Origin of the sequence: Arthrobacter sp. PL16 (genome assembly GCF_035985055.1) — a bacterium.
GTDB lineage: Bacteria > Actinomycetota > Actinomycetes > Actinomycetales > Micrococcaceae > Arthrobacter_D > Arthrobacter_D cheniae.
In genome coordinates this window covers 646,157-663,485 of sequence record NZ_JAXCIC010000001.1, presented here as the reverse complement: position 1 = coordinate 663,485, position 17,329 = coordinate 646,157, and the positions used below count along the sequence as shown (strand labels likewise).

Annotated in this window: 16 protein-coding genes; 1 reads left to right on the top strand and 15 read right to left on the bottom strand. The window is 69.5% G+C overall.

Annotation, left to right across the window (positions count from 1 at the left end; translation table 11 throughout):
- Positions 1-19: 19 nt before the first annotated feature.
- Genes pyrF through pyrR form a run of 7 tightly spaced genes read right to left on the bottom strand, consistent with a single transcriptional unit; the run spans position 20 to position 9,111 of the window.
- Entirely contained in the window at positions 20-871 is an 852-nt protein-coding gene (gene pyrF / locus RCH21_RS03055) for an orotidine-5'-phosphate decarboxylase (protein WP_326963132.1), read from the bottom strand.
- Positions 861-4,169 (bottom strand): carbamoyl-phosphate synthase large subunit, encoded by a 3,309-nt coding sequence (gene carB, locus RCH21_RS03050; protein WP_326963131.1) that lies wholly within the window; start codon positions 4,167-4,169, stop codon positions 861-863. Before carB ends, pyrF begins: the two co-directional genes overlap by 11 nt.
- On the bottom strand, positions 4,169-5,518 hold the full coding sequence (gene carA, locus RCH21_RS03045) for a glutamine-hydrolyzing carbamoyl-phosphate synthase small subunit (protein ID WP_326963130.1): 1,350 nt from the start codon (positions 5,516-5,518) through the stop codon (positions 4,169-4,171). Before carA ends, carB begins: the two co-directional genes overlap by 1 nt.
- The gene (locus RCH21_RS03040) at positions 5,515-6,102 is read right to left on the bottom strand and encodes a PH-like domain-containing protein (protein WP_326963129.1); all 588 of its coding nucleotides are present in this window, start codon (positions 6,100-6,102) and stop codon (positions 5,515-5,517) included. Before RCH21_RS03040 ends, carA begins: the two co-directional genes overlap by 4 nt.
- Positions 6,090-7,484 (bottom strand): dihydroorotase, encoded by a 1,395-nt coding sequence (locus RCH21_RS03035; protein ID WP_326963128.1) that lies wholly within the window; start codon positions 7,482-7,484, stop codon positions 6,090-6,092. Before RCH21_RS03035 ends, RCH21_RS03040 begins: the two co-directional genes overlap by 13 nt.
- Complete coding sequence (locus RCH21_RS03030; RefSeq protein ID WP_326963127.1) at positions 7,481-8,527, bottom strand: aspartate carbamoyltransferase catalytic subunit; 1,047 nt, start codon at positions 8,525-8,527, stop codon at positions 7,481-7,483. The genes RCH21_RS03035 and RCH21_RS03030 overlap by 4 nt, the downstream gene beginning before the upstream one ends.
- A complete protein-coding gene (pyrR, locus tag RCH21_RS03025; RefSeq protein WP_120147722.1) occupies positions 8,524-9,111 on the bottom strand; it encodes a bifunctional pyr operon transcriptional regulator/uracil phosphoribosyltransferase PyrR in 588 nt (195 codons plus the stop codon). The genes RCH21_RS03030 and pyrR overlap by 4 nt, the downstream gene beginning before the upstream one ends.
- Before the next feature lie 96 nt (positions 9,112-9,207).
- Here pyrR and RCH21_RS03020 point away from each other — a divergent pair, with 96 nt between their 5' ends.
- Complete coding sequence (locus RCH21_RS03020; protein ID WP_326963126.1) at positions 9,208-10,503, top strand: PrsW family intramembrane metalloprotease; 1,296 nt, start codon at positions 9,208-9,210, stop codon at positions 10,501-10,503.
- Between the two features lie 33 nt (positions 10,504-10,536).
- On the opposite strand, the gene nusB is transcribed toward RCH21_RS03020, so the two are convergent.
- From nusB to ruvX, 8 genes are all read right to left on the bottom strand, one after another.
- Entirely contained in the window at positions 10,537-10,947 is a 411-nt protein-coding gene (gene nusB / locus RCH21_RS03015) for a transcription antitermination factor NusB (protein ID WP_120147724.1), read from the bottom strand.
- Positions 10,944-11,507 (bottom strand): elongation factor P, encoded by a 564-nt coding sequence (efp, locus tag RCH21_RS03010; protein WP_055771376.1) that lies wholly within the window; start codon positions 11,505-11,507, stop codon positions 10,944-10,946. The genes nusB and efp overlap by 4 nt, the downstream gene beginning before the upstream one ends.
- Positions 11,508-11,664: 157 nt before the next feature.
- Positions 11,665-12,759 (bottom strand): 3-dehydroquinate synthase, encoded by a 1,095-nt coding sequence (aroB, locus tag RCH21_RS03005; protein ID WP_326963125.1) that lies wholly within the window; start codon positions 12,757-12,759, stop codon positions 11,665-11,667.
- The gene (locus RCH21_RS03000; RefSeq protein ID WP_326963124.1) at positions 12,749-13,357 is read right to left on the bottom strand and encodes a shikimate kinase; all 609 of its coding nucleotides are present in this window, start codon (positions 13,355-13,357) and stop codon (positions 12,749-12,751) included. The genes aroB and RCH21_RS03000 overlap by 11 nt, the downstream gene beginning before the upstream one ends.
- Positions 13,358-13,359: 2 nt before the next feature.
- Positions 13,360-14,568, bottom strand: coding sequence for a chorismate synthase (gene aroC, locus RCH21_RS02995; protein ID WP_326963123.1), 1,209 nt, complete (start codon positions 14,566-14,568; stop codon positions 13,360-13,362).
- 37 nt (positions 14,569-14,605) lie between these two features.
- Entirely contained in the window at positions 14,606-15,481 is an 876-nt protein-coding gene (locus RCH21_RS02990; RefSeq protein ID WP_326963122.1) for a shikimate dehydrogenase, read from the bottom strand.
- A complete protein-coding gene (gene mltG, locus RCH21_RS02985; protein WP_120147729.1) occupies positions 15,482-16,714 on the bottom strand; it encodes an endolytic transglycosylase MltG in 1,233 nt (410 codons plus the stop codon).
- Positions 16,711-17,325: a Holliday junction resolvase RuvX gene (ruvX, locus tag RCH21_RS02980; protein ID WP_326963121.1), complete on the bottom strand. Its 615-nt coding sequence runs from the start codon at positions 17,323-17,325 to the stop codon at positions 16,711-16,713. Before ruvX ends, mltG begins: the two co-directional genes overlap by 4 nt.
- Positions 17,326-17,329: the final 4 nt, after the last annotated feature.

The following is a 17,329-nucleotide window of genomic DNA, read 5'->3' as shown; positions in this document are numbered from 1 at the left end:
AATCAATGTACCCGCGGCATCATGCGAGCTCGTCGCGCGTCCGCTCCGCCGCTGCACGGAGATCGGCGGGATGGGGGCCGGCCGCGAGGATGGCCCGGCTCGACGTCGGGAGGACGAACGGCAGGGCGTTCCCGAAGGCGGCACGCAGCTCGACGGTCCCGGCGCCCTGCGCTCCGACCCCCGGGGCGAGAATGGGGCCGTTCAGCGAGCCCAGGTCCAGTCCGAGATGCCGGGCGGCATCGCCGATGGTCGCCCCGACCACGAGGCCGACGTGACCCGGTCCGGCGCCGGCGTTCTCGGCAGCAGCGGCGAGCGCTATCGAGCGCGCCACCGACTCGTCCCCGCCCACGTGCTGCACCGAACGGCCTTCGGGGTTCGAGGTCAGGGCGAGGACGAAGACACCCCGGCCCGTCGCTGCGGCAAGGTCGATGGCAGGCCGGAGGGACTCGAAACCGAGGTAGGGATTGAGGGTGACGGCGTCGGCCGCCAGCGGCCGCCCCTCCCCCAGCCATGCTTCGGCGTACGCCAGCATGGTGGATCCGATGTCCCCGCGCTTCGCGTCGGCGATCGTCAGGACACCGGCGCCGGCAGCCCGCGCGAGCAACGTCTCGAGCACGGCCAGGCCACGGGCTCCGTGCCGCTCGTAGAGGGCGACCTGCGGCTTGAGTGTCACAGCCACGGCCCCGACGGCCTCCAGCACCGTCAGCGAGAAGCGCTCCAGGCCCTCGGGTGAGTCATCGAGCCCCCAGGCGGCAAGCAGGCCCGGATGCGGATCGATCCCGACGCAGAGGCTGCCCCGGGCAGCCCGGGCCGCCGCGAGGCGCTCTCCGAAAGGAGCGCGCAGCGCAGCGGCCGGCGCCTCAGGAGGCATCGCGTGCCTCGGTGGAGGCGCGCAGGTTCGCGGCGTGCTCCTGGAGGCTCGTCACCGACCACTCGTAGGACCGCATCGCCTCGATCGCCTGCACCGCCGCACCGACCTCGGGGATGGTGGTGATGACCGGCAGCCCGTAGGACGTCGCGGCAGCGCGGATCTCGTAGCCGTCACCGCGGGCCTGGCCGCCGGAGGGCGTGTTGATGATCATGTCGATCCCACCCTCGGTGATGAGGTCGACGACGGTCCCCCGGCCCTCGCCCGCACCCTCGGCGACCTTGCGGACCGTCGTGGCCTGGATGCCGTTGCGGCGCAGCACGTCCGCAGTGCCGCCGGTCGAGACGATCTCGAACCCGAGGTCCACGAGGCGCTTGACCGGCAGGATGATGGCGCGCTTGTCGCGGTTGGCGACGGAGACGAAGACCTTGCCCTCGATGGGCAGCGCGGCGTTCGCTGCGGCCTGGCTCTTGGCGAAGGCCGTGTCGAAGTACTTGTCGATACCCATGACCTCGCCGGTGGATCGCATCTCCGGACCCAGCAGCGAGTCAACGACGGTGCCCTCCGGGGTACGGAAGCGGCTGAAGGGCAACACGGCCTCCTTGACGGAGACCGGTGCGTCCAGCGGAAGTGAGCCGCCGTCGCCCTTGGCGGGCAACAGGCCGCGCTCGCCGCGGAGCTCCGCGATGGTCACACCCGTGCCGATCAGCGCCGCACCCTTGGCGAGCTGCACGCCCGTGGCCTTCGAGACGAAGGGCACAGTGCGCGAGGCCCGCGGGTTGGCCTCCAGGACGTATAGGACGTCGGATGCGAGGGCGAACTGGATGTTGATGAGACCGCGGACACCCACGCCCTCGGCGATGGCGAGCGTGGCTTCGCGGACCCGCTGCAGGACGTCGGCCCCGAGCGTGATGGGCGGGAGCACGCACGCGGAGTCACCGGAGTGGATGCCGGCTTCCTCGATGTGCTCCATGATGCCGCCGAGGTACATCTCTGTGCCGTCGTACAGCGCGTCCACGTCGATCTCGATGGCGTCCTCGAGGAAGCGGTCGATCAGGACGGGGTGCGCCTCGGTGATCTCCGTGGCATTGGCGATGTAGCGGGAGAGGTTCGCCTCGTCGTAGACGATCTCCATGCCGCGGCCGCCCAGCACGTAGGAGGGCCGCACCAGCACGGGGTAGCCGATATCGTCGGCGATGCGCTTCGCATCCTCGAAGGACACCGCGGTGCCGTTCTTCGGGGCGATCAGCCCGCCGGCGTCGAGCACCCGGCTGAAGGCACCGCGGTGCTCGGCGAGGTCGATGGCCTCCGGGGAGGTGCCGAGGATCGGGATGCCCGCGTCGGCCAGTTCCTGCGCGAGCTTCAACGGTGTCTGGCCGCCGAGCTGCACAAAGACGCCGAGAACGCCGCCGGTGCGCTGCTCGGCCGCGATGACCTCCAGGACGTCCTCGAGGGTCAGCGGCTCGAAGTAGAGCCGGGTCGAGATGTCGTAGTCCGTGGAGACCGTCTCCGGGTTGCAGTTGATCATCACGGTCTCGTAGCCGGCCTCGCGGAGCGCCATCGTGGCGTGGACGCAGGAGTAGTCGAACTCGATGCCCTGGCCGATCCGGTTGGGGCCGGATCCCAGGATGATGATCGAGGGCTTCTCGTGCTGGGCCACCTCGTCCTCCTCGTCGTAGGACGAGTAGTGGTACGGGGTGTAGGCGGCGAACTCCGCGGCGCAGGTGTCCACGGTCTTGAAGACCGGTCTGATGCCGAGGGCGTGGCGGACACCGCGGACGACGGCGTCGGGGGTGTGGGTGAGGGCACCGATCTGCTCGTCGGAGAAACCGTGGCGCTTGGCGAGCCGCAGCACCTCCTCCGTCAGGTTCGGGGCCGACCGCACCTCCTCGGCGACCTCGTTGAGCAGGACCAGCTGGTCGAGGAACCACGGGTCGATGCCCGTGGCCTCGTAGAGGCGCTCCACGCTGGCTCCACCGAGCAGCGCGCGCTGCACCTGGGAGAGCCGCTCGGTGGTGGGACGCTTCGACGCCTCGACGAGCGCGTCGACCTCCCCGGGAGCGACGGGGGCGTAGGAGAGCTGCGAGCCCTTCTGCTCGAGCGAACGGAGTGCTTTCTGCAGCGCCTCGGTGAAGTTGCGGCCCATCGCCATGGCCTCGCCGACGGACTTCATGGTCGTCGTGAGTGTGGGATCCGCGGCCGGGAACTTCTCGAACGCGAACCGTGGCACCTTCACCACCACGTAATCGAGGGTCGGCTCGAAGGATGCCGGGGTCTTCAGCGTGATGTCGTTCGGGATCTCGTCCAGCGTGTAGCCGAGGGAGAGCTTCGTCGCGATCTTCGCGATGGCGAAGCCGGTGGCCTTCGACGCGAGGGCGGAGGAGCGCGAGACACGCGGATTCATCTCGATGACGACGACACGGCCTGTGCCGGGTTCGATGGCGAACTGGATGTTGCACCCGCCGGTGTCCACGCCGACCTCGCGGATGACGGCGATCGAGATGTCCCGGAGCCGCTGGTATTCACGGTCGGTGAGCGTCAGGGCGGGAGCCACGGTGATGGAATCGCCGGTGTGGACGCCCACGGGGTCGAAGTTCTCGATGGAGCAGACGACCACGACGTTGTCGTTCTTGTCGCGCATCATCTCGAGCTCGTACTCCTTCCACCCGAGGATGCTCTCCTCGAGGAGTACCTCGCTCGTGGGGCTGTACTGCAGGCCCTGTCCGACGATCCGGCGCAGGTCCTTCTCGGTGTATGCGAGACCGGAGCCGAGGCCGCCCATGGTGAAGGAGGGGCGGACCACCATCGGGTAGCCGAGGTCCTCGGCGGCGACGAGGGCCTCGTCGAGGGAGTGGATGATGGCGGACCGGGCGGACTCGGCGCCACAGCGCGCGACGACGCCCTTGAACTTCTCGCGGTCCTCACCGAGTTCGATGGCGGCGATGTTCGCGCCGATGAGCTCGACGCCGAACTTCTCCAGGATCCCGTTCTTGTCGAGGGCGATGGCCGTGTTGAGCGCCGTCTGGCCACCCAGCGTCGGCAGCAGCGCGTCGGGGCGCTCCTTCTCGATGATCTTGGCGACGACGTCGGGGGTGATCGGCTCCACGTAGGTCGCGTCGGCGAACTCCGGGTCCGTCATGATGGTCGCCGGGTTCGAGTTGACGAGGATGACCCGAAGGCCCTCCTCGCGCAGCACGCGCAGCGCCTGGGTGCCCGAGTAGTCGAATTCGGCGGCCTGTCCGATGACGATCGGGCCGGAGCCGATGACCAGGACGCTCTTGAGGTCGGTTCTGCGGGGCATCAGTTCTCTTCCTGCGTTGTGCTGGTCTGTGTCGTCGGGCTGCGCCGGGGCTGCGTCCCCGAGACCTGGGATCCGTGCGTGCCGAGTTCGGCAGCCGCCGCAGCGGCGAGGGCAGCGGACTCGGAGGGGGCGTCGAGGGCCGACGCCAGCACCGCATTCCCTGAACCCGGATCCGCCTTCTCGGCCCGCATGAGGTCGATGAAGCGGTCGAAGAGGTAGGCCGAGTCGTGCGGGCCGGCCGCCGCCTCCGGGTGGTACTGGACGGAGAACGCAGGGAGGTCCAGGCACGCGAGGCCCTCGACGACGTCGTCGTTCAGGCTCACGTGGCTCACCTCGACGCGGCCGTAGGAGCCCGCGGGCGCCTCGACCGGCCCGTCGAGCGGAGCATCGACCGCGAATCCGTGGTTCTGCGAGGTGATCTCGACCTTTCCCGTCCGGCGGTCGAGCACCGGCTGGTTGATGCCGCGGTGGCCGTAGCGGAGCTTGTACGTGCCGAATCCGAGCGCCCGTCCGAGGATCTGGTTACCGAAGCAGATGCCGAAGAACGGCATGCGCGCATCGAGGACCCGACGGAGGAGCTCCACCTGTGCGTCGGCGGTGGCGGGGTCACCCGGTCCGTTGGACATGAAGACGCCGTCCGGCTGCGTGGCGACGACATCCTCGAAGGTGGCGTTCGCCGGCAGGACGACGGTGCGCACCCCGCGCTGGGCGAAATGCTTGGGAGTCATCGCCTTGATGCCGAGGTCCAGGGCCGCGATGGTCGCCACGGTCCCACCCGTCCAGCCGTGGTCGGCGGGTTCGACGACGTAGGCCTCGTCGATGCTGACCTCCTCGGCCAGCCGGGAGCCCGTCATGGACGGCTGCGCGACGACCCTCTCGACCAACTGGCCCTCGGTCAGGGCGGCGTCGGGCCCGGAGAAGATACCGGCCCGCATGGCCCCGCGCTCGCGGAGGTGCCGGGTGATCGCCCGGGTGTCGACACCCTCGATGCCGACGACGCCCTGCTCGCGCAACTGGTCGTCCAGGCTCTGCTCGGACCGCCAGTTCGACGGTCGGCGCGCAGCGTCGCGGATGATGTAGCCGGCGACCCAGATACGGCGCGATTCGGCGTCGTCCGCATTCACGCCGGTGTTGCCGATGTGCGGCGCGGTCTGCACGACGAGCTGGCGGGCGTAGGACGGATCGGTGATCGTTTCCTGGTAACCGGTCATGCCGGTGGCGAAGACCGCTTCTCCGAGCGCGGTGCCCTCGGCGCCGTACGCACGGCCGCGGAAGGTCCGCCCGTCCTCGAGGACGAGCACCGCGGGTGCCTTCGCGTGGACCGGTGGCTTCGATGGAGCGTGGCTCACAGCTGTTCCCTACCTTTGGGGGTCGGTGGAGTTCGGTGGTCTGACGTGGTTCTGGTGCGGGTCCGGGAGTCCGGAATGTTCGGGGGGTTCGCCGGGAGGAGCCCTGCGACGGCGGCGACGAGCTGGGCCTTGTGCGCGGCGTGCCGGGTGCGGAAGCCGGTGTCCACGCGATCCGTCCGCTCGGGACCGAGTCTCCAGGTCACCACCACGAGGCCGTTCTTCTCGACGAACTTGCCGGTCATGCCACCGGCCAGCTGCACCGAGACGAGGTCCTCCCGCGGGATGAAGACCGTACGGGCGCCGGTGCGGCTGAAGAGGACGCCGTCGGGGTGGACGGCGGCGACGGCGTTGCCGCGGAGGCCGAGACCGTGGACCGCGATGCGGTCGAGCCAGTCCCCCGCCGTCGTCGTCGCGACGTACTGGCCCTCGGCTTCGTAGAGGACGGGCCCGAGGTCGGCGGGCACCCCCGGCGGTGCAGGGACGTCGCCCTGGCGTCGGAGGCGGTTCCGCCACCCGAGCGCCATCAGTGCCACGATCACGACGATGATGGCGACGGTCAGGGCCACCCAGCCTAGATATTCCATGCGGGAGCCTCCCCGGTCATCGAGGCGGCGGGTGCCTGTCGCGGTGTCGCGAGGCGGCCCTCCAGGACCGTCGGGTGCCCGGCGTAGAACGTCGCACGGACGCTGCCGGGCAGTTCGAGCCCGCGGAACGGGCTGTTGCGGCCCTTCGTGGCCATGGTGGAGGGGTCCACGGTCCAGCGCGCGGCAGGATCCACCAGGATCAGGTTGGCCGGTTCCCCCGCGGCGAGGGGACGGCCCTGGTGCTCGAGCCGGCCGATGCGCGCCGGAGCCACCGACGTGACCCGGGCGAAGCCCTCCCAGTCGAGCAGGCCGGTCTCCACCATGGCGTGCTGCACCACGGACAGGGCGGTCTCGAGACCCGTCATGCCCATCGCGGCCTGCGCCCACTCGCACTCCTTGTGCTCGCTCGGGTGCGGTGCGTGGTCGGTCCCGACGACGTCGATGGTGCCGTCCGCGAGGGCTGCGCGCAGGGCATGCACGTCATCGGAGGTCCGCAGGGGCGGGTTGACCTTGTAGACGGGGTCGTAGCTGCGGACCAGCTCGTCGGTCAGCAGCAGGTGGTGCGGGGTGACCTCGGCGGTGACGTCGATGCCGCGGGCCTTGGCCCACCGGATGATCTCGACCGACCCGGCGGTGGAGACGTGGCAGACGTGCAGCCGGGACCCGACGTGCTGAGCGAGAAGGACATCGCGGGCGATGATGCTCTCCTCAGCGACGGCCGGCCAACCGGTCAGGCCGAGGACGGCCGAGACCTCGCCCTCGTTCATCTGGGCCCCCTCGGTCAGGCGGGGCTCCTGCGCATGCTGGGCGATGACACCGTCGAACGCCTTCACGTACTCGAGCGCGCGACGCATCAGGACGGGGTCGTGGACGCAGATGCCGTCGTCGGAGAAGACGCGGACCTCTGCGCGGGATTCGGCCATGGCGCCGAGTTCGGCGAGGCGTTGCCCGCCGAGACCGACGGTGACGGCCCCGACCGGGCGGACCTCGACCCAGCCCGAGGCGAGGCCGAGCCGGTACACCTGCTCGACGACGCCGGCGGTGTCCGCGACGGGCGAGCTGTTGGCCATGGCGTGGATGGCCGTGAAGCCGCCCAGGGCTGCGGCGCGCGAACCGGTCTCGACCGTCTCGGCGTCCTCCCGGCCCGGCTCGCGGAGGTGGGTGTGGAGGTCCACCATCCCGGGAAGCGCCACGAGGCCTTCGGCGTCGATAGTCACGGCGCCCCGCGATGCCGCGTCCGCTGCTTCCGGGCCGACGACGGCGATGAGGCCGTCGCGGATGAGGAGGTCGGCGGCCTCGCCGCCGAGTATCGATGCGCCGAGGATCAGGTACTCCGTGGCGGAGGGCGTCGCGGTGGAGCCGGCGGTGGTGTCAGTGGTCACGGGGTGCGGCCTTCCGGGGTCGTCGCGAGCTGGTCGGCCTGGTCGGCCTGGTGGTCGGGCTGGTCGTCCTGCGGGTCGTCCTGCGAGTCACCCGAGAGCAGGAGGTACAGCGCGGCCATGCGCACCGATACGCCGTTGCGGACCTGGGCGAGGACCGTCGAGCGCGGCGAATCGGCGGCGGCGGACGAAATCTCCAGGCCCCGGTTCATCGGACCGGGATGCATGATGACCGTGTCATCGAGGCCCATGGTGTCCAGCAGGGCGAGCCGTCCGTCGTCGAACCCCCAGCGCCGCGAGTACTCCCGCGTGGAGGGGAAGAACGCGGCGTTCATGCGCTCGGCCTGCAGGCGGAGCATCATCACGGCGTCGGGCCGCTGGGCGAGGGCGTCGTCGAGGTTGTAGTACACCGTGCAGGGCCAGGCCCCGACGCCGACCGGCAGCAGGGTGGGCGGTCCCGCAAGGAGGACCTCCGCGCCGAGGGTCGTCAGGAGCCACACGTTGGAGCGGGCAACGCGCGAGTGCAGTACGTCCCCCACGATCAGGACCTTCATGCCCGCCAGGGTCGTACCCGCGGATGCCGTGCCGTCGAGCTTCGCCCAGTGGCGGCGGAGCGTGAAGGCGTCCAGCAGCGCCTGGGTCGGGTGCTCGTGCGTGCCATCGCCCGCATTGACCACTGCGGCGTCGATCCACCCCGAGGCGGCGAGCCTGGCCGGAGCGCCGGACGCGGGGTGGCGGATGACGACGGCGTCCGCGCTCATCGCCTCGAGGGTCTGCGCGGTGTCCTTGAGCGATTCGCCCTTCGAGACGGAGGATCCCTTGGCCGCGAAGTTGATGACATCCGCGGACAGGCGCTTCGCGGCGGCCTCGAAGGAGATGCGCGTGCGGGTCGAGTCCTCGAAGAAGAGGTTCACGACGGTGCGCCCGCGCAGCGCGGGCAGCTTCTTGATCTCCCGCTGCCCCACGGCCGCCATCTCCTCGGCGACGTCCAGCAGGCGCAGGGCGTTCCGGGCCGAGAGATCCTGCGTGCTGAGCAGATGCTTCACAGGCGGTCCTCGATGACGACCTCGTTGACCGCGGAGCCGCCGATCAGGTCGATCTCCGCCAGGTGGACGCGCACCCGTTCCCGGGACGACGTCGGGAGGTTCTTCCCGACGTGGTCGGCGCGGATGGGCAGCTCGCGGTGTCCCCTGTCCACGAGGACCGCGAGGCGGACGATGCGCGGACGCCCGAGGTCGGCGAGGGCGTCAAGGGCTGCGCGGATGGTGCGACCCGAGTAGAGGACGTCGTCGACGAGCACCACGACCTTGTCGTCGATACCCGACGGCGGCAGCTGGGTCGCGAGGGGTGACCGGGTGGGATTGCGGCGGAGGTCGTCGCGGTACATGGTGACGTCCAGCTGGCCGGTGATGAGATCGGGGTCCACGGCTGGATCGACGGCTGAGATCTTCTGCGCGAGGCGCTGGGCGAGGGGGAAGCCCCTGCGCGGGATGCCGAGGAGGACGAGGTCCCGGGAGCCCCGGTTCGCCTCGAGGATCTCGTGGGCGATACGCGTGAGTGCGCGGTCTATATCTGCTTCTGCGAGAACAACGCGCTTGTGGATGCCGGATTTCGAGGCAGGCACGGTCATAACACGCTTCCTCCTTCCCCGCCTCACTGGACGGAATTTAAAGGCTGGTTGCGGTGACAAAACTATCACAGCGGCGCCTACCCCTAGGGTTGCACCATGGCTATGAACACCCCCGGACCCGGCGTCGGCGACCCCCGCCGGGAGGACCGGCACGGCTACGGACAGCAGGGACCGAACCGTGGCGGACCACAGCAGCACCAGGACTGGTGGGGCACCACGACGCTCCGCCACCACCATCCGGCACCCGCGAGGACACAGGGGCATCCGCTCCATCCCGTATGGAACCAGCCGCCTCCGCGGCGTAGGGGCGTCCTCAACATCCTCCTGGTGATCGCGGCGGCGCTCGTCGTCGCAGGCGTCCTGCTCCTGCTGTCCCTCTCCCTGGGTCCCTCCGCCTTCCTGCTCTGCGGCATCCTCGCCCTCGTCCCCCTGGCCATCTGCCTCCTCGGGCTGCGCTGGATCGACCGATGGGACCCCGAACCGCGCGGGGCCCTCCTCTTCGCCTTCCTGTGGGGAGCGGGAGCCTCGGTGGTGGTGACACTGCTCCTGGGGACCTACGTGGTGGAACTGCTCGGCAGCGCGCTGACCACCACGTCTCCCGAGGTGATCGGACCCGTCCTGCAGGCACCGCTCGTGGAGGAGTTCGCCAAGGGCCTCGGTGTCCTCATCCTCGTGTACACGCGACGCAGCCACTTCGACGGACCGGTCGACGGGATCGTCTACGCCGGAACCGTGGCGGCAGGGTTCGCCTTCACGGAGAACATCCTCTACTTCGGTTCGGCCGTCGTGGAATCGGGTAACGCCGGCGCCCTCGTGGGGGTCTTCATCCTCCGCGGCCTGTTCTCGCCCTTCGCGCACGTCATGTTCACGTCGCTCCTCGGATTCGTGCTCGGCTTCGCGCTCAGCCGCGGTGGTGGCAACGGCCGCATCCTCGGTGCCTTCGTCCTCGGACTTCTTCCCGCGATGGCGGGACACATGCTGTGGAACGGCGGCACGCTCGTGCTGTTCAACAACTTCTTTCTCTTCTACCTCGTGGTGCAGGTGCCACTGTTCATCGCCGCGGTGATCGCCGTCGTGCTCCTGCGTCGCTCCGAGCGGCGGCTGACCGAGGCGCGGCTCGGCGACTACGCGCATGCCGGGTGGTTCACCCCGGAGGAGGTGCGTATGCTCGCCACCCGGCCCGGCCGATCGCAGGCGCTCGCCTGGGCACAGTCGGTCGGGGCGAAGAACGACATGCGTGAATTCATCCGCACGGGTTCGCGGATCGCCTACACGCGCCAGCGCATGCTGGGCGGACGGAGCGACGCCGACTACGCGGCGGAGGAGCGCGCACTCCTGGATGAAGCCAGCCGGCGCCGCGCCAAGATTTTCCAGCTGGCCTCGGCCCGCTGAATCAGGGAGTGCCCGGACCCTGCTCGCCGGAACTCAGGCGAGCAGGGTCGGCTTCAGCTGCTGCAGCCTGCCGAGGAGACCGTTGACGAACTTCGGAGACTCGTCGGTGGAGAGCATGCGGGCCAGTTCTACGGCTTCGCTGACGGCGACGCCGTCGGGAACGTCGTCGTTGTAGAGCAGTTCCCAGCTCCCGATCCGGAGGACCATGAGGTCCACTGCGGGCATGCGGTCGAGGGTCCAGCCCTGGGAATAGGTGCTCAGGAACTCGTCGATCTGCTCCTGGTGCTCCAGGACACCCTCGACGATGTCCACCGTGTAGTCGGCGATGACCATGTCGGTCTTCTCCCGACGGGCGCGGATGACCTCCAGGGCCGGCATGTCACGCTGTGTCGACTCGAAGAGGATGTCCAGGGCCCGGCGTCGTGCCTTGCTGCGTGCGCTCACTCGTTGACGCGTCCCAGGTACTCGCCCGTCCGGGTGTCGACCTTGACCTTGGTGCCATTACCGAGGAAGAGGGGCACCTGGATCTCGTGGCCCGTCTCGACGGTGGCGGGCTTCGTGCCGCCGGTGGAGCGGTCCCCCTGGAGACCCGGCTCGGTGTAGGTGATCTCCAGCGTCACGGACGCGGGCAGCTCGACGTAAAGCGGCGAGCCCTCGTGCATGGCGATGGTGGCCATCTGGCTCTCGAGCATGAAATTCGCTGCGTTCCCGACCGTCTTGCCGGGCACGGTGATCTGGTCGTAGTCGGTGGTGTCCATGAAGACGAAGTCCTCACCGTCCTTGTACAGGTACTGGTAGTCGCGACGGTCGACGGTGGCCGTCTCGATCTTCAGCCCGGCGTTGAAGGTCTTGTCGACTACCTTGCCGGAGAGGATGTTGCGAAGCTTGGTGCGGACGAAGGCTCCACCCTTGCCAGGCTTGACGTGCTGGAATTCGAGGACGTTCCAGAGGTTGCCTTCGAGCTTCAGCACAGTGCCGTTCTTGATGTCGTTCGTGGTCGCCACAGATTCACTTTCGTCGGTTTCGCGGGTGGATGGGCCGGCCGAGGCACAGCGGGCACGCGGAGGCGCACCGAAAGTCCAGGGATCAGTCTACCCCGAGCGGCGTGCGTACCGGCCGGCCGGGACCCTGCGCTGCAGTGTCAGGCCCCGCGTCCAGCTCTCAGGACGCGATCTCCTGGTAGGCGGCGAAGAGGAGTGAGGTGTCCGGTACCTCGAGCATGCCGGGGCGGCCGACGCCGTCGAGCACGACGAACCGCAGGAGGTCCCCGCGCGACTTCTTGTCCCGGCGCATGCCGTCGAGCAGCGCTGCCCACCGATCGCGCCGGTAGGTGACAGGCAACCCGAGGGACTCGAGGATGCTCTTGTGGCGGTCCGCCTCCACGTCGCTGAGCCGCCCGACCATCCTGGACAGCTCGGCGGCGAAGACAAGCCCGACCGAGACAGCCGCTCCGTGGCGCCACGAGTAGCGCTCGGCGAGCTCGATGGCATGCGCCAGCGTGTGGCCGTAGTTGAGGTACTCCCTGCGGCCCGACTCGCGGAGGTCCTCCGAGACCACCTCCGCCTTGACGCGGATGGCCCGCTCGATGAGGTCCCGCAGCACCGGCGAGGTGGCGTCCGTCGCCGCTGCGGTGTCCTGTTCGATCAGGTCGAGGATCGCCGGGTCGGCGATGAAACCACACTTGACCACCTCGGCGAGCCCCGTGACGAGCTCGTTCTTCGGCAGGGTGGCCAGCGCGTCCAGGTCGACCAGGACGGCGGCGGGCGGGTGGAAGGAGCCGACCAGGTTCTTCCCCTCGGAGGTGTTGATGCCCGTCTTGCCTCCCACGGCGGCGTCGACCATGCCGAGCAGGCTGGTCGGCAGGTGGACCACCCGGACACCGCGCAGCCAGGTCGCCGCGACGAAGCCACCGAGATCGGTCACCGCGCCCCCACCGACGGTGACGACGGCGTCCGAGCGTGTGAAGTCGTTCTGGCCCAGCACCTGCCAGCAGAAGGCGGCCACCTGGATGTGCTTGCCCTCCTCGGCGTCGGGTATCTCGGCCGTGACCGCGGTGAAGCCGGCGTCGGCGAGCTCGTCTCGGACGGTGTCGCCCGTGGCGCGGAGGGCCCGGGGATGGATGACCAGGACGCGCCGCACGCGTTCGCCCAGGATCGCCGGAAGCCTGCCGAGGAGGCCCCGGCCGACGACGACGTCGTAGGTGTTCTCTGGGGTGCTCCCGGTGACCGGGATGATGGTCGCTTCGTCAGTCGCCATGGGTCTGCGTTCCGATCTCGTGGTTGATGTCTGTGTCCAGCGTGTCAGCCAAGGTGGAGGTCTGGTCGTTCGACGTGTCCGTGGTCCGGGGTGGCGGCGCCGCAGGCAGGGCACGCAGGACGGCGTCGGCCGTGCCCCGTACGCTCAATCCGCGGCCGTCGACCACGACCGTCGCAAGCGCCGCGTAGACAGGTCGTCTCGCCTCGTACAGCTCCTGCCAGCGCTCGGCAGGCCGGCCCGCGAGCAGGGGACGCCCCGAGTCCCCGCTGATGCGGGGCAGGACGGTCGCGAGGTCCGTGTCGAGGAACACCACGACGGCGCCGGCGAGGAGTTCCTGTGTCCGGGGATGAAGCACTGCTCCCCCGCCGAGGGACACGACGACGCCGGGGACGAGCACCTCGGCGACCACCTCTGCCTCCAGGAGCCGGAAGCCCTGCTCCCCGTGCCGGGCGAAGATGTCGGCAATGGTGCCGTGCCGTTCGACGATCAGCCGATCGGTGTCGACGAAACGCGAACCCGTGCGTTGCGCGAGCACCCTGCCCACCGCCGATTTGCCGACGGCCATCGGACCCACGAGCACCACGGGGTGGTCCCGCATCCTCAGGCTCCTGCGGAGTCCAGGAACTCCGGGATGTTCTCGAGGTAGCTGCGCATGTTCCGCGCCGTCTCGGCGAGGGAGTCGCCGCCGAACTTCTCGGTGACCGCCTCCGCGAGCACCAGCGCGGTCATGGCCTCGGCCACCACCCCCGCAGCAGGAACGGCACACACGTCCGAACGCTGGTGGTGCGCCCTAGCCGCCGCTCCGGTGCTGACGTCGACGGTCCGCAGCGCCCGGGGAACCGTGGCGATGGACTTCATCGCGGCCCGTACGCGGAGGGCGTCACCGATACTCATACCGCCCTCGATACCGCCTGCCCTGTTGCTGGCGCGGACGATCTTGCCGGCGTCGTTCCGCAGGATCTCGTCGTGCGCGGCGGTACCGCGGCGAGCCGCCGTCTCGAACCCGTCGCCGACCTCGACGCCCTTGATGGCCTGGATGCCCATCAGGGCCGCGGCGAGCCGCGAGTCGAGGCGCCGGTCCCAATGGACGTAGCTGCCGAGTCCCGGGGGGAGTCCGTAGGCGACCACCTCGACCACACCGCCGAGCGTCTCACCCTCCTTGTGGGCCGCATCGACCTCGGCCACCATGGCGTCCGAGGTGTCCCTGTGGAAGCAGCGCAGCGGGTCGGTGTCGAGCGCGATGACGTCGCTCGGCCTGGGCAGCGGCGCATCCTCGGGTACCGACACGGACGCGATGGATACGGTGTGGCTGACCAGGCGGATGCCGAGCCCCTCGAGGAATTTGGCGGCGACCGCGCCGAGGGCCACCCGGGTGGCGGTCTCGCGGGCGCTTGCACGCTCAAGGACGGGACGTGCTTCGTCGAAACCGTACTTCTGCATGCCCGTGAAGTCGGCATGTCCCGGACGGGGTCGGGTGAGCGGCGCGTTGCGGGCCGACGCGGCGAGTTCGGCGGAGTCCTCCTCGCCCAAGGGGTCGGCGGACATGATCTTCTCCCACTTGGGCCACTCCGTGTTGGCCACCTCGATGGCCACGGGACCGCCCTGTGTGATGCCGTGGCGGACGCCACCGATGATCCGGACCTGATCCTGCTCGAACTTCATGCGCGCGCCGCGTCCGTAGCCGAGGCGGCGGCGCGCCAGGGCCTCCTGGATGTCACTACTCGTGATGCCCACTCCCGCGGGCATTCCCTCGATGATCCCGACCACGGCGGGGCCGTGCGATTCTCCTGCCGTCAACCAACGCAACATGGCTTCCATACTGCCATGCAGACGGCGGGCATCAGCGTCACGTCATGCGGACGGCGTCACACATCACGTCCAGCAGCGCTGCGGAGTCCTGCGCACTGTCGGGAAAAAAGAGACGCACCTGCTCCACCGCCTGGTGCAGCAGCATGTCGAGGCCGGGGACGATCGTCCCGCCGGCCCGCTGCCAACCGGCTGCGAGGGCGCTGGGCCAGGGATCGTAGGCGACATCGAGGAGCGTCCCCCGGGTGCGGAAGTTGCTGTCCGACTCCAGCTCGAGTGCCAGTGCGTCCCCGGTATGGGGCGGAAGGGTGGAGATGACGACCTCCGCGGTCCGCACGTGCTGTCCTGCCTCGGCCCACGGCAGGAGGACGACGTCGATGCCGAGGGCCGAGCCGACGCGCAGGAGGTCGGCCGCCGCGTCCGGACGCCGGACCAGCACGCCGGCCGACGAGGCTCCCAGCCTGGCCAGGCCGGCCACCGCTGCGGCAGCCGTCCCGCCGCCGCCGAGGATGACCCCGTGGCCGGGGGTGCGCACGCCGGCTGCTGTGAGGGCGTTGGCGACGCCCGCGACGTCGGTGTTGTGGCCGGTGAGCGTGGCTCCGGGCGCACCGCCGGCGACGACGACGGTGTTCACGACGCCGAGGATCGCCGCCGGCTCGGTTGAGGTGTCGACGAGGCGCGCGACGCCCGCCTTCAGCGGCATGGTGACCGACAGACCGCGCCAGCCCGGAGTCGTCCGCACTGCCGTGATGAACTCCTGAAGGCCGGCCTCATCGACGTCGACGGCCGTGTAGGAACAGTCGATGCCGAGCGCACGGTAGGCCGCCGCGTGCAGCAGCGGCGATTTGGAGTGACCGATCGGCGACCCGATGACGGCGGCCCTGAGTGCGGGCGCCGGGGTTCCGGCGGGTAGCACCTACCCGCACCGTCCGGGGTTCTCGCCGCACCAGGCATCGTACTCGGTCACGTAGCGCAGGTGCTCCGCGTACGTCTCCGAGAACTTGGTCTCGCCGGTATCGAGGTTCACCGTGACCCAGAAATAGAAGGGGACGTCCGCCGGATTGACGGTGGCGTCGATGGCCTCGTCACCGGGGGAGCCGATCGGCCCCTTCGGCAGGCCGGGGTTCGCGTAGGTGTTGTACGGGTTGGAGGTGTCCTGCTTCTCCTCGTCGGTCAGCTGGTAGCTGCGCTTGCCGAGTCCGTAGGTGACGGAGGCGTCGGACTGGATGAAACCGCTCGTCTCCGTGTTGCCAGGCGTGAGGCGGTTGTTGATGGCGCCTGCGACCGTCGCATAGTCGCCCTGCTGGGCCTCGGCCTGCACGATGCTCGCAATCGTCAGGATCCTGTACTGCTCGGCCGGGTCCGTCACGCCGTCCTCGGCGAGGCGGTCGGTCGTCGCCTTGATCATCTCGGTGACGATGTCCGTGGCCGTCGCCTCGACGTCGAAGCGGTACTCCCCCGGGTGGAGGTAGCCCTCGAGCGAGAGGGCCTCCGGCGGCAGACCGAACTGCGTCGGGGTGGCAGCCAGGGCGTCGAACTCGGCGCGGGGAATCCCGGTGGAGGTACTGAGGATGTCGAACACTTCGCCCTGCCGCAGATCGCGGGCTACGGCGGCGTAGGAGACGAGGGAGGGATCCTCGCCGAGCAGCGCCTCGGCTGCGTCGGCAGCAGGCATCTGGAGCCGCATCTCGTACTCGCCGGGCTGGACCTCGCGGCCACCCGAGATGGCGCCCAGCGCTTCGATGAACGTCTGCGAGTCCGCGACGATGTCCGCACTCTCGAGACCGGTGCCGATGGCCAGTGCGCCCGCACCTTCGGGGACGGTGAAGACGGTCTGGTCCCCGCCCGGGCCCGCGTAATCGGTCACCTCGTTGAGGCCGAGAGCGTCCCTCAGCATCAGGGCTGCGGCGTATACGGTCCCTGCGAAGAGCAGGAGGACGACGAGCATGACCACGGTCCGCCGGAGGCGTCTGCGCTGCTTGGTCTTCGAGGACGGACGACGGGTATTGCGGCGCGACTCCTCCTGGGCGGCGAAGAACTCCTCGACGGGTTCGGAGTAGGTGTCGGCCTCATCCTCGTCGTGCCTCTCGGCGGTATGCCGGCCTTCGGCACCACGGGCGGCAGAGGAATGGCGCGTACGGTTGTTCACGACTCCGGATCCCTTCTGCTCGGCGTACTGTCCTTGATATCTGGCTCCTCTGTTGGGGTCAGCAGCGGGCCCTGAGCGCCCTCTGCGTCACGCGCAGGAACCGGATCCCCCACATCCCGTCCACGTGAACGTTGCATGTCGATGGCGTGCTGGAGTATTTCGACGGCAGCCACCTGATCCACTACCTTACGATGCTCACGGCTACTCAGACCAGCCGAATGAAGCGATCGATGCGCGGACACCGTGCTCAGGCGTTCGTCGACCAGCCGTACCGGTAACGGACGGGCCTGTCGGTGGAGTTCCTGCACCACCAGGTCCGCATAGGCCCGGGCCATCTCGGCGGAGGCGCCCTCCCTGCCGCTCAGGTTCTTCGGCAGCCCGACGATGACCTGCACCGCGCCTCGCTCGATGGCTTCGCGGACGAGGATCCGCACGTCGCTGTTCCTGCGCGGATCCCTCTTCAGCGTGCGGATCGGCGTCGCGAGCAGTCCGTCCCGGTCGCATCCGGCGAGGCCTACGCGGACCTGCCCGACGTCGACACCGAGCTTCGGTCCCTGGGGGTAGGACGCCGCGAGACCGCCGGTCGTCGCTTCCCCGCCGAGGTCGGACATCGGG

What these genes read in the sequence shown, in the direction of transcription:
- pyrF (WP_326963132.1), bottom strand. Translation starts at nt 871, where the DNA reads ATGCCTCCTGAGGCGCCGGCCGCTGCGCTGCGCGCTCCTTTCGGAGAG.
- pyrR (WP_120147722.1), bottom strand. Translation starts at nt 9,111, where the DNA reads ATGACCGTGCCTGCCTCGAAATCCGGCATCCACAAGCGCGTTGTTCTC.
- aroB (WP_326963125.1), bottom strand. Translation starts at nt 12,759, where the DNA reads ATGGCGACTGACGAAGCGACCATCATCCCGGTCACCGGGAGCACCCCA.
- carB (WP_326963131.1), bottom strand. Translation starts at nt 4,169, where the DNA reads ATGCCCCGCAGAACCGACCTCAAGAGCGTCCTGGTCATCGGCTCCGGC.
- RCH21_RS03040 (WP_326963129.1), bottom strand. Translation starts at nt 6,102, where the DNA reads ATGGAATATCTAGGCTGGGTGGCCCTGACCGTCGCCATCATCGTCGTG.
- RCH21_RS03000 (WP_326963124.1), bottom strand. Translation starts at nt 13,357, where the DNA reads ATGCGGGACCACCCCGTGGTGCTCGTGGGTCCGATGGCCGTCGGCAAA.
- RCH21_RS03020 (WP_326963126.1), top strand. Translation starts at nt 9,208, where the DNA reads ATGGCTATGAACACCCCCGGACCCGGCGTCGGCGACCCCCGCCGGGAG.
- aroC (WP_326963123.1), bottom strand. Translation starts at nt 14,568, where the DNA reads ATGTTGCGTTGGTTGACGGCAGGAGAATCGCACGGCCCCGCCGTGGTC.
- ruvX (WP_326963121.1), bottom strand. Translation starts at nt 17,325, where the DNA reads ATGTCCGACCTCGGCGGGGAAGCGACGACCGGCGGTCTCGCGGCGTCC.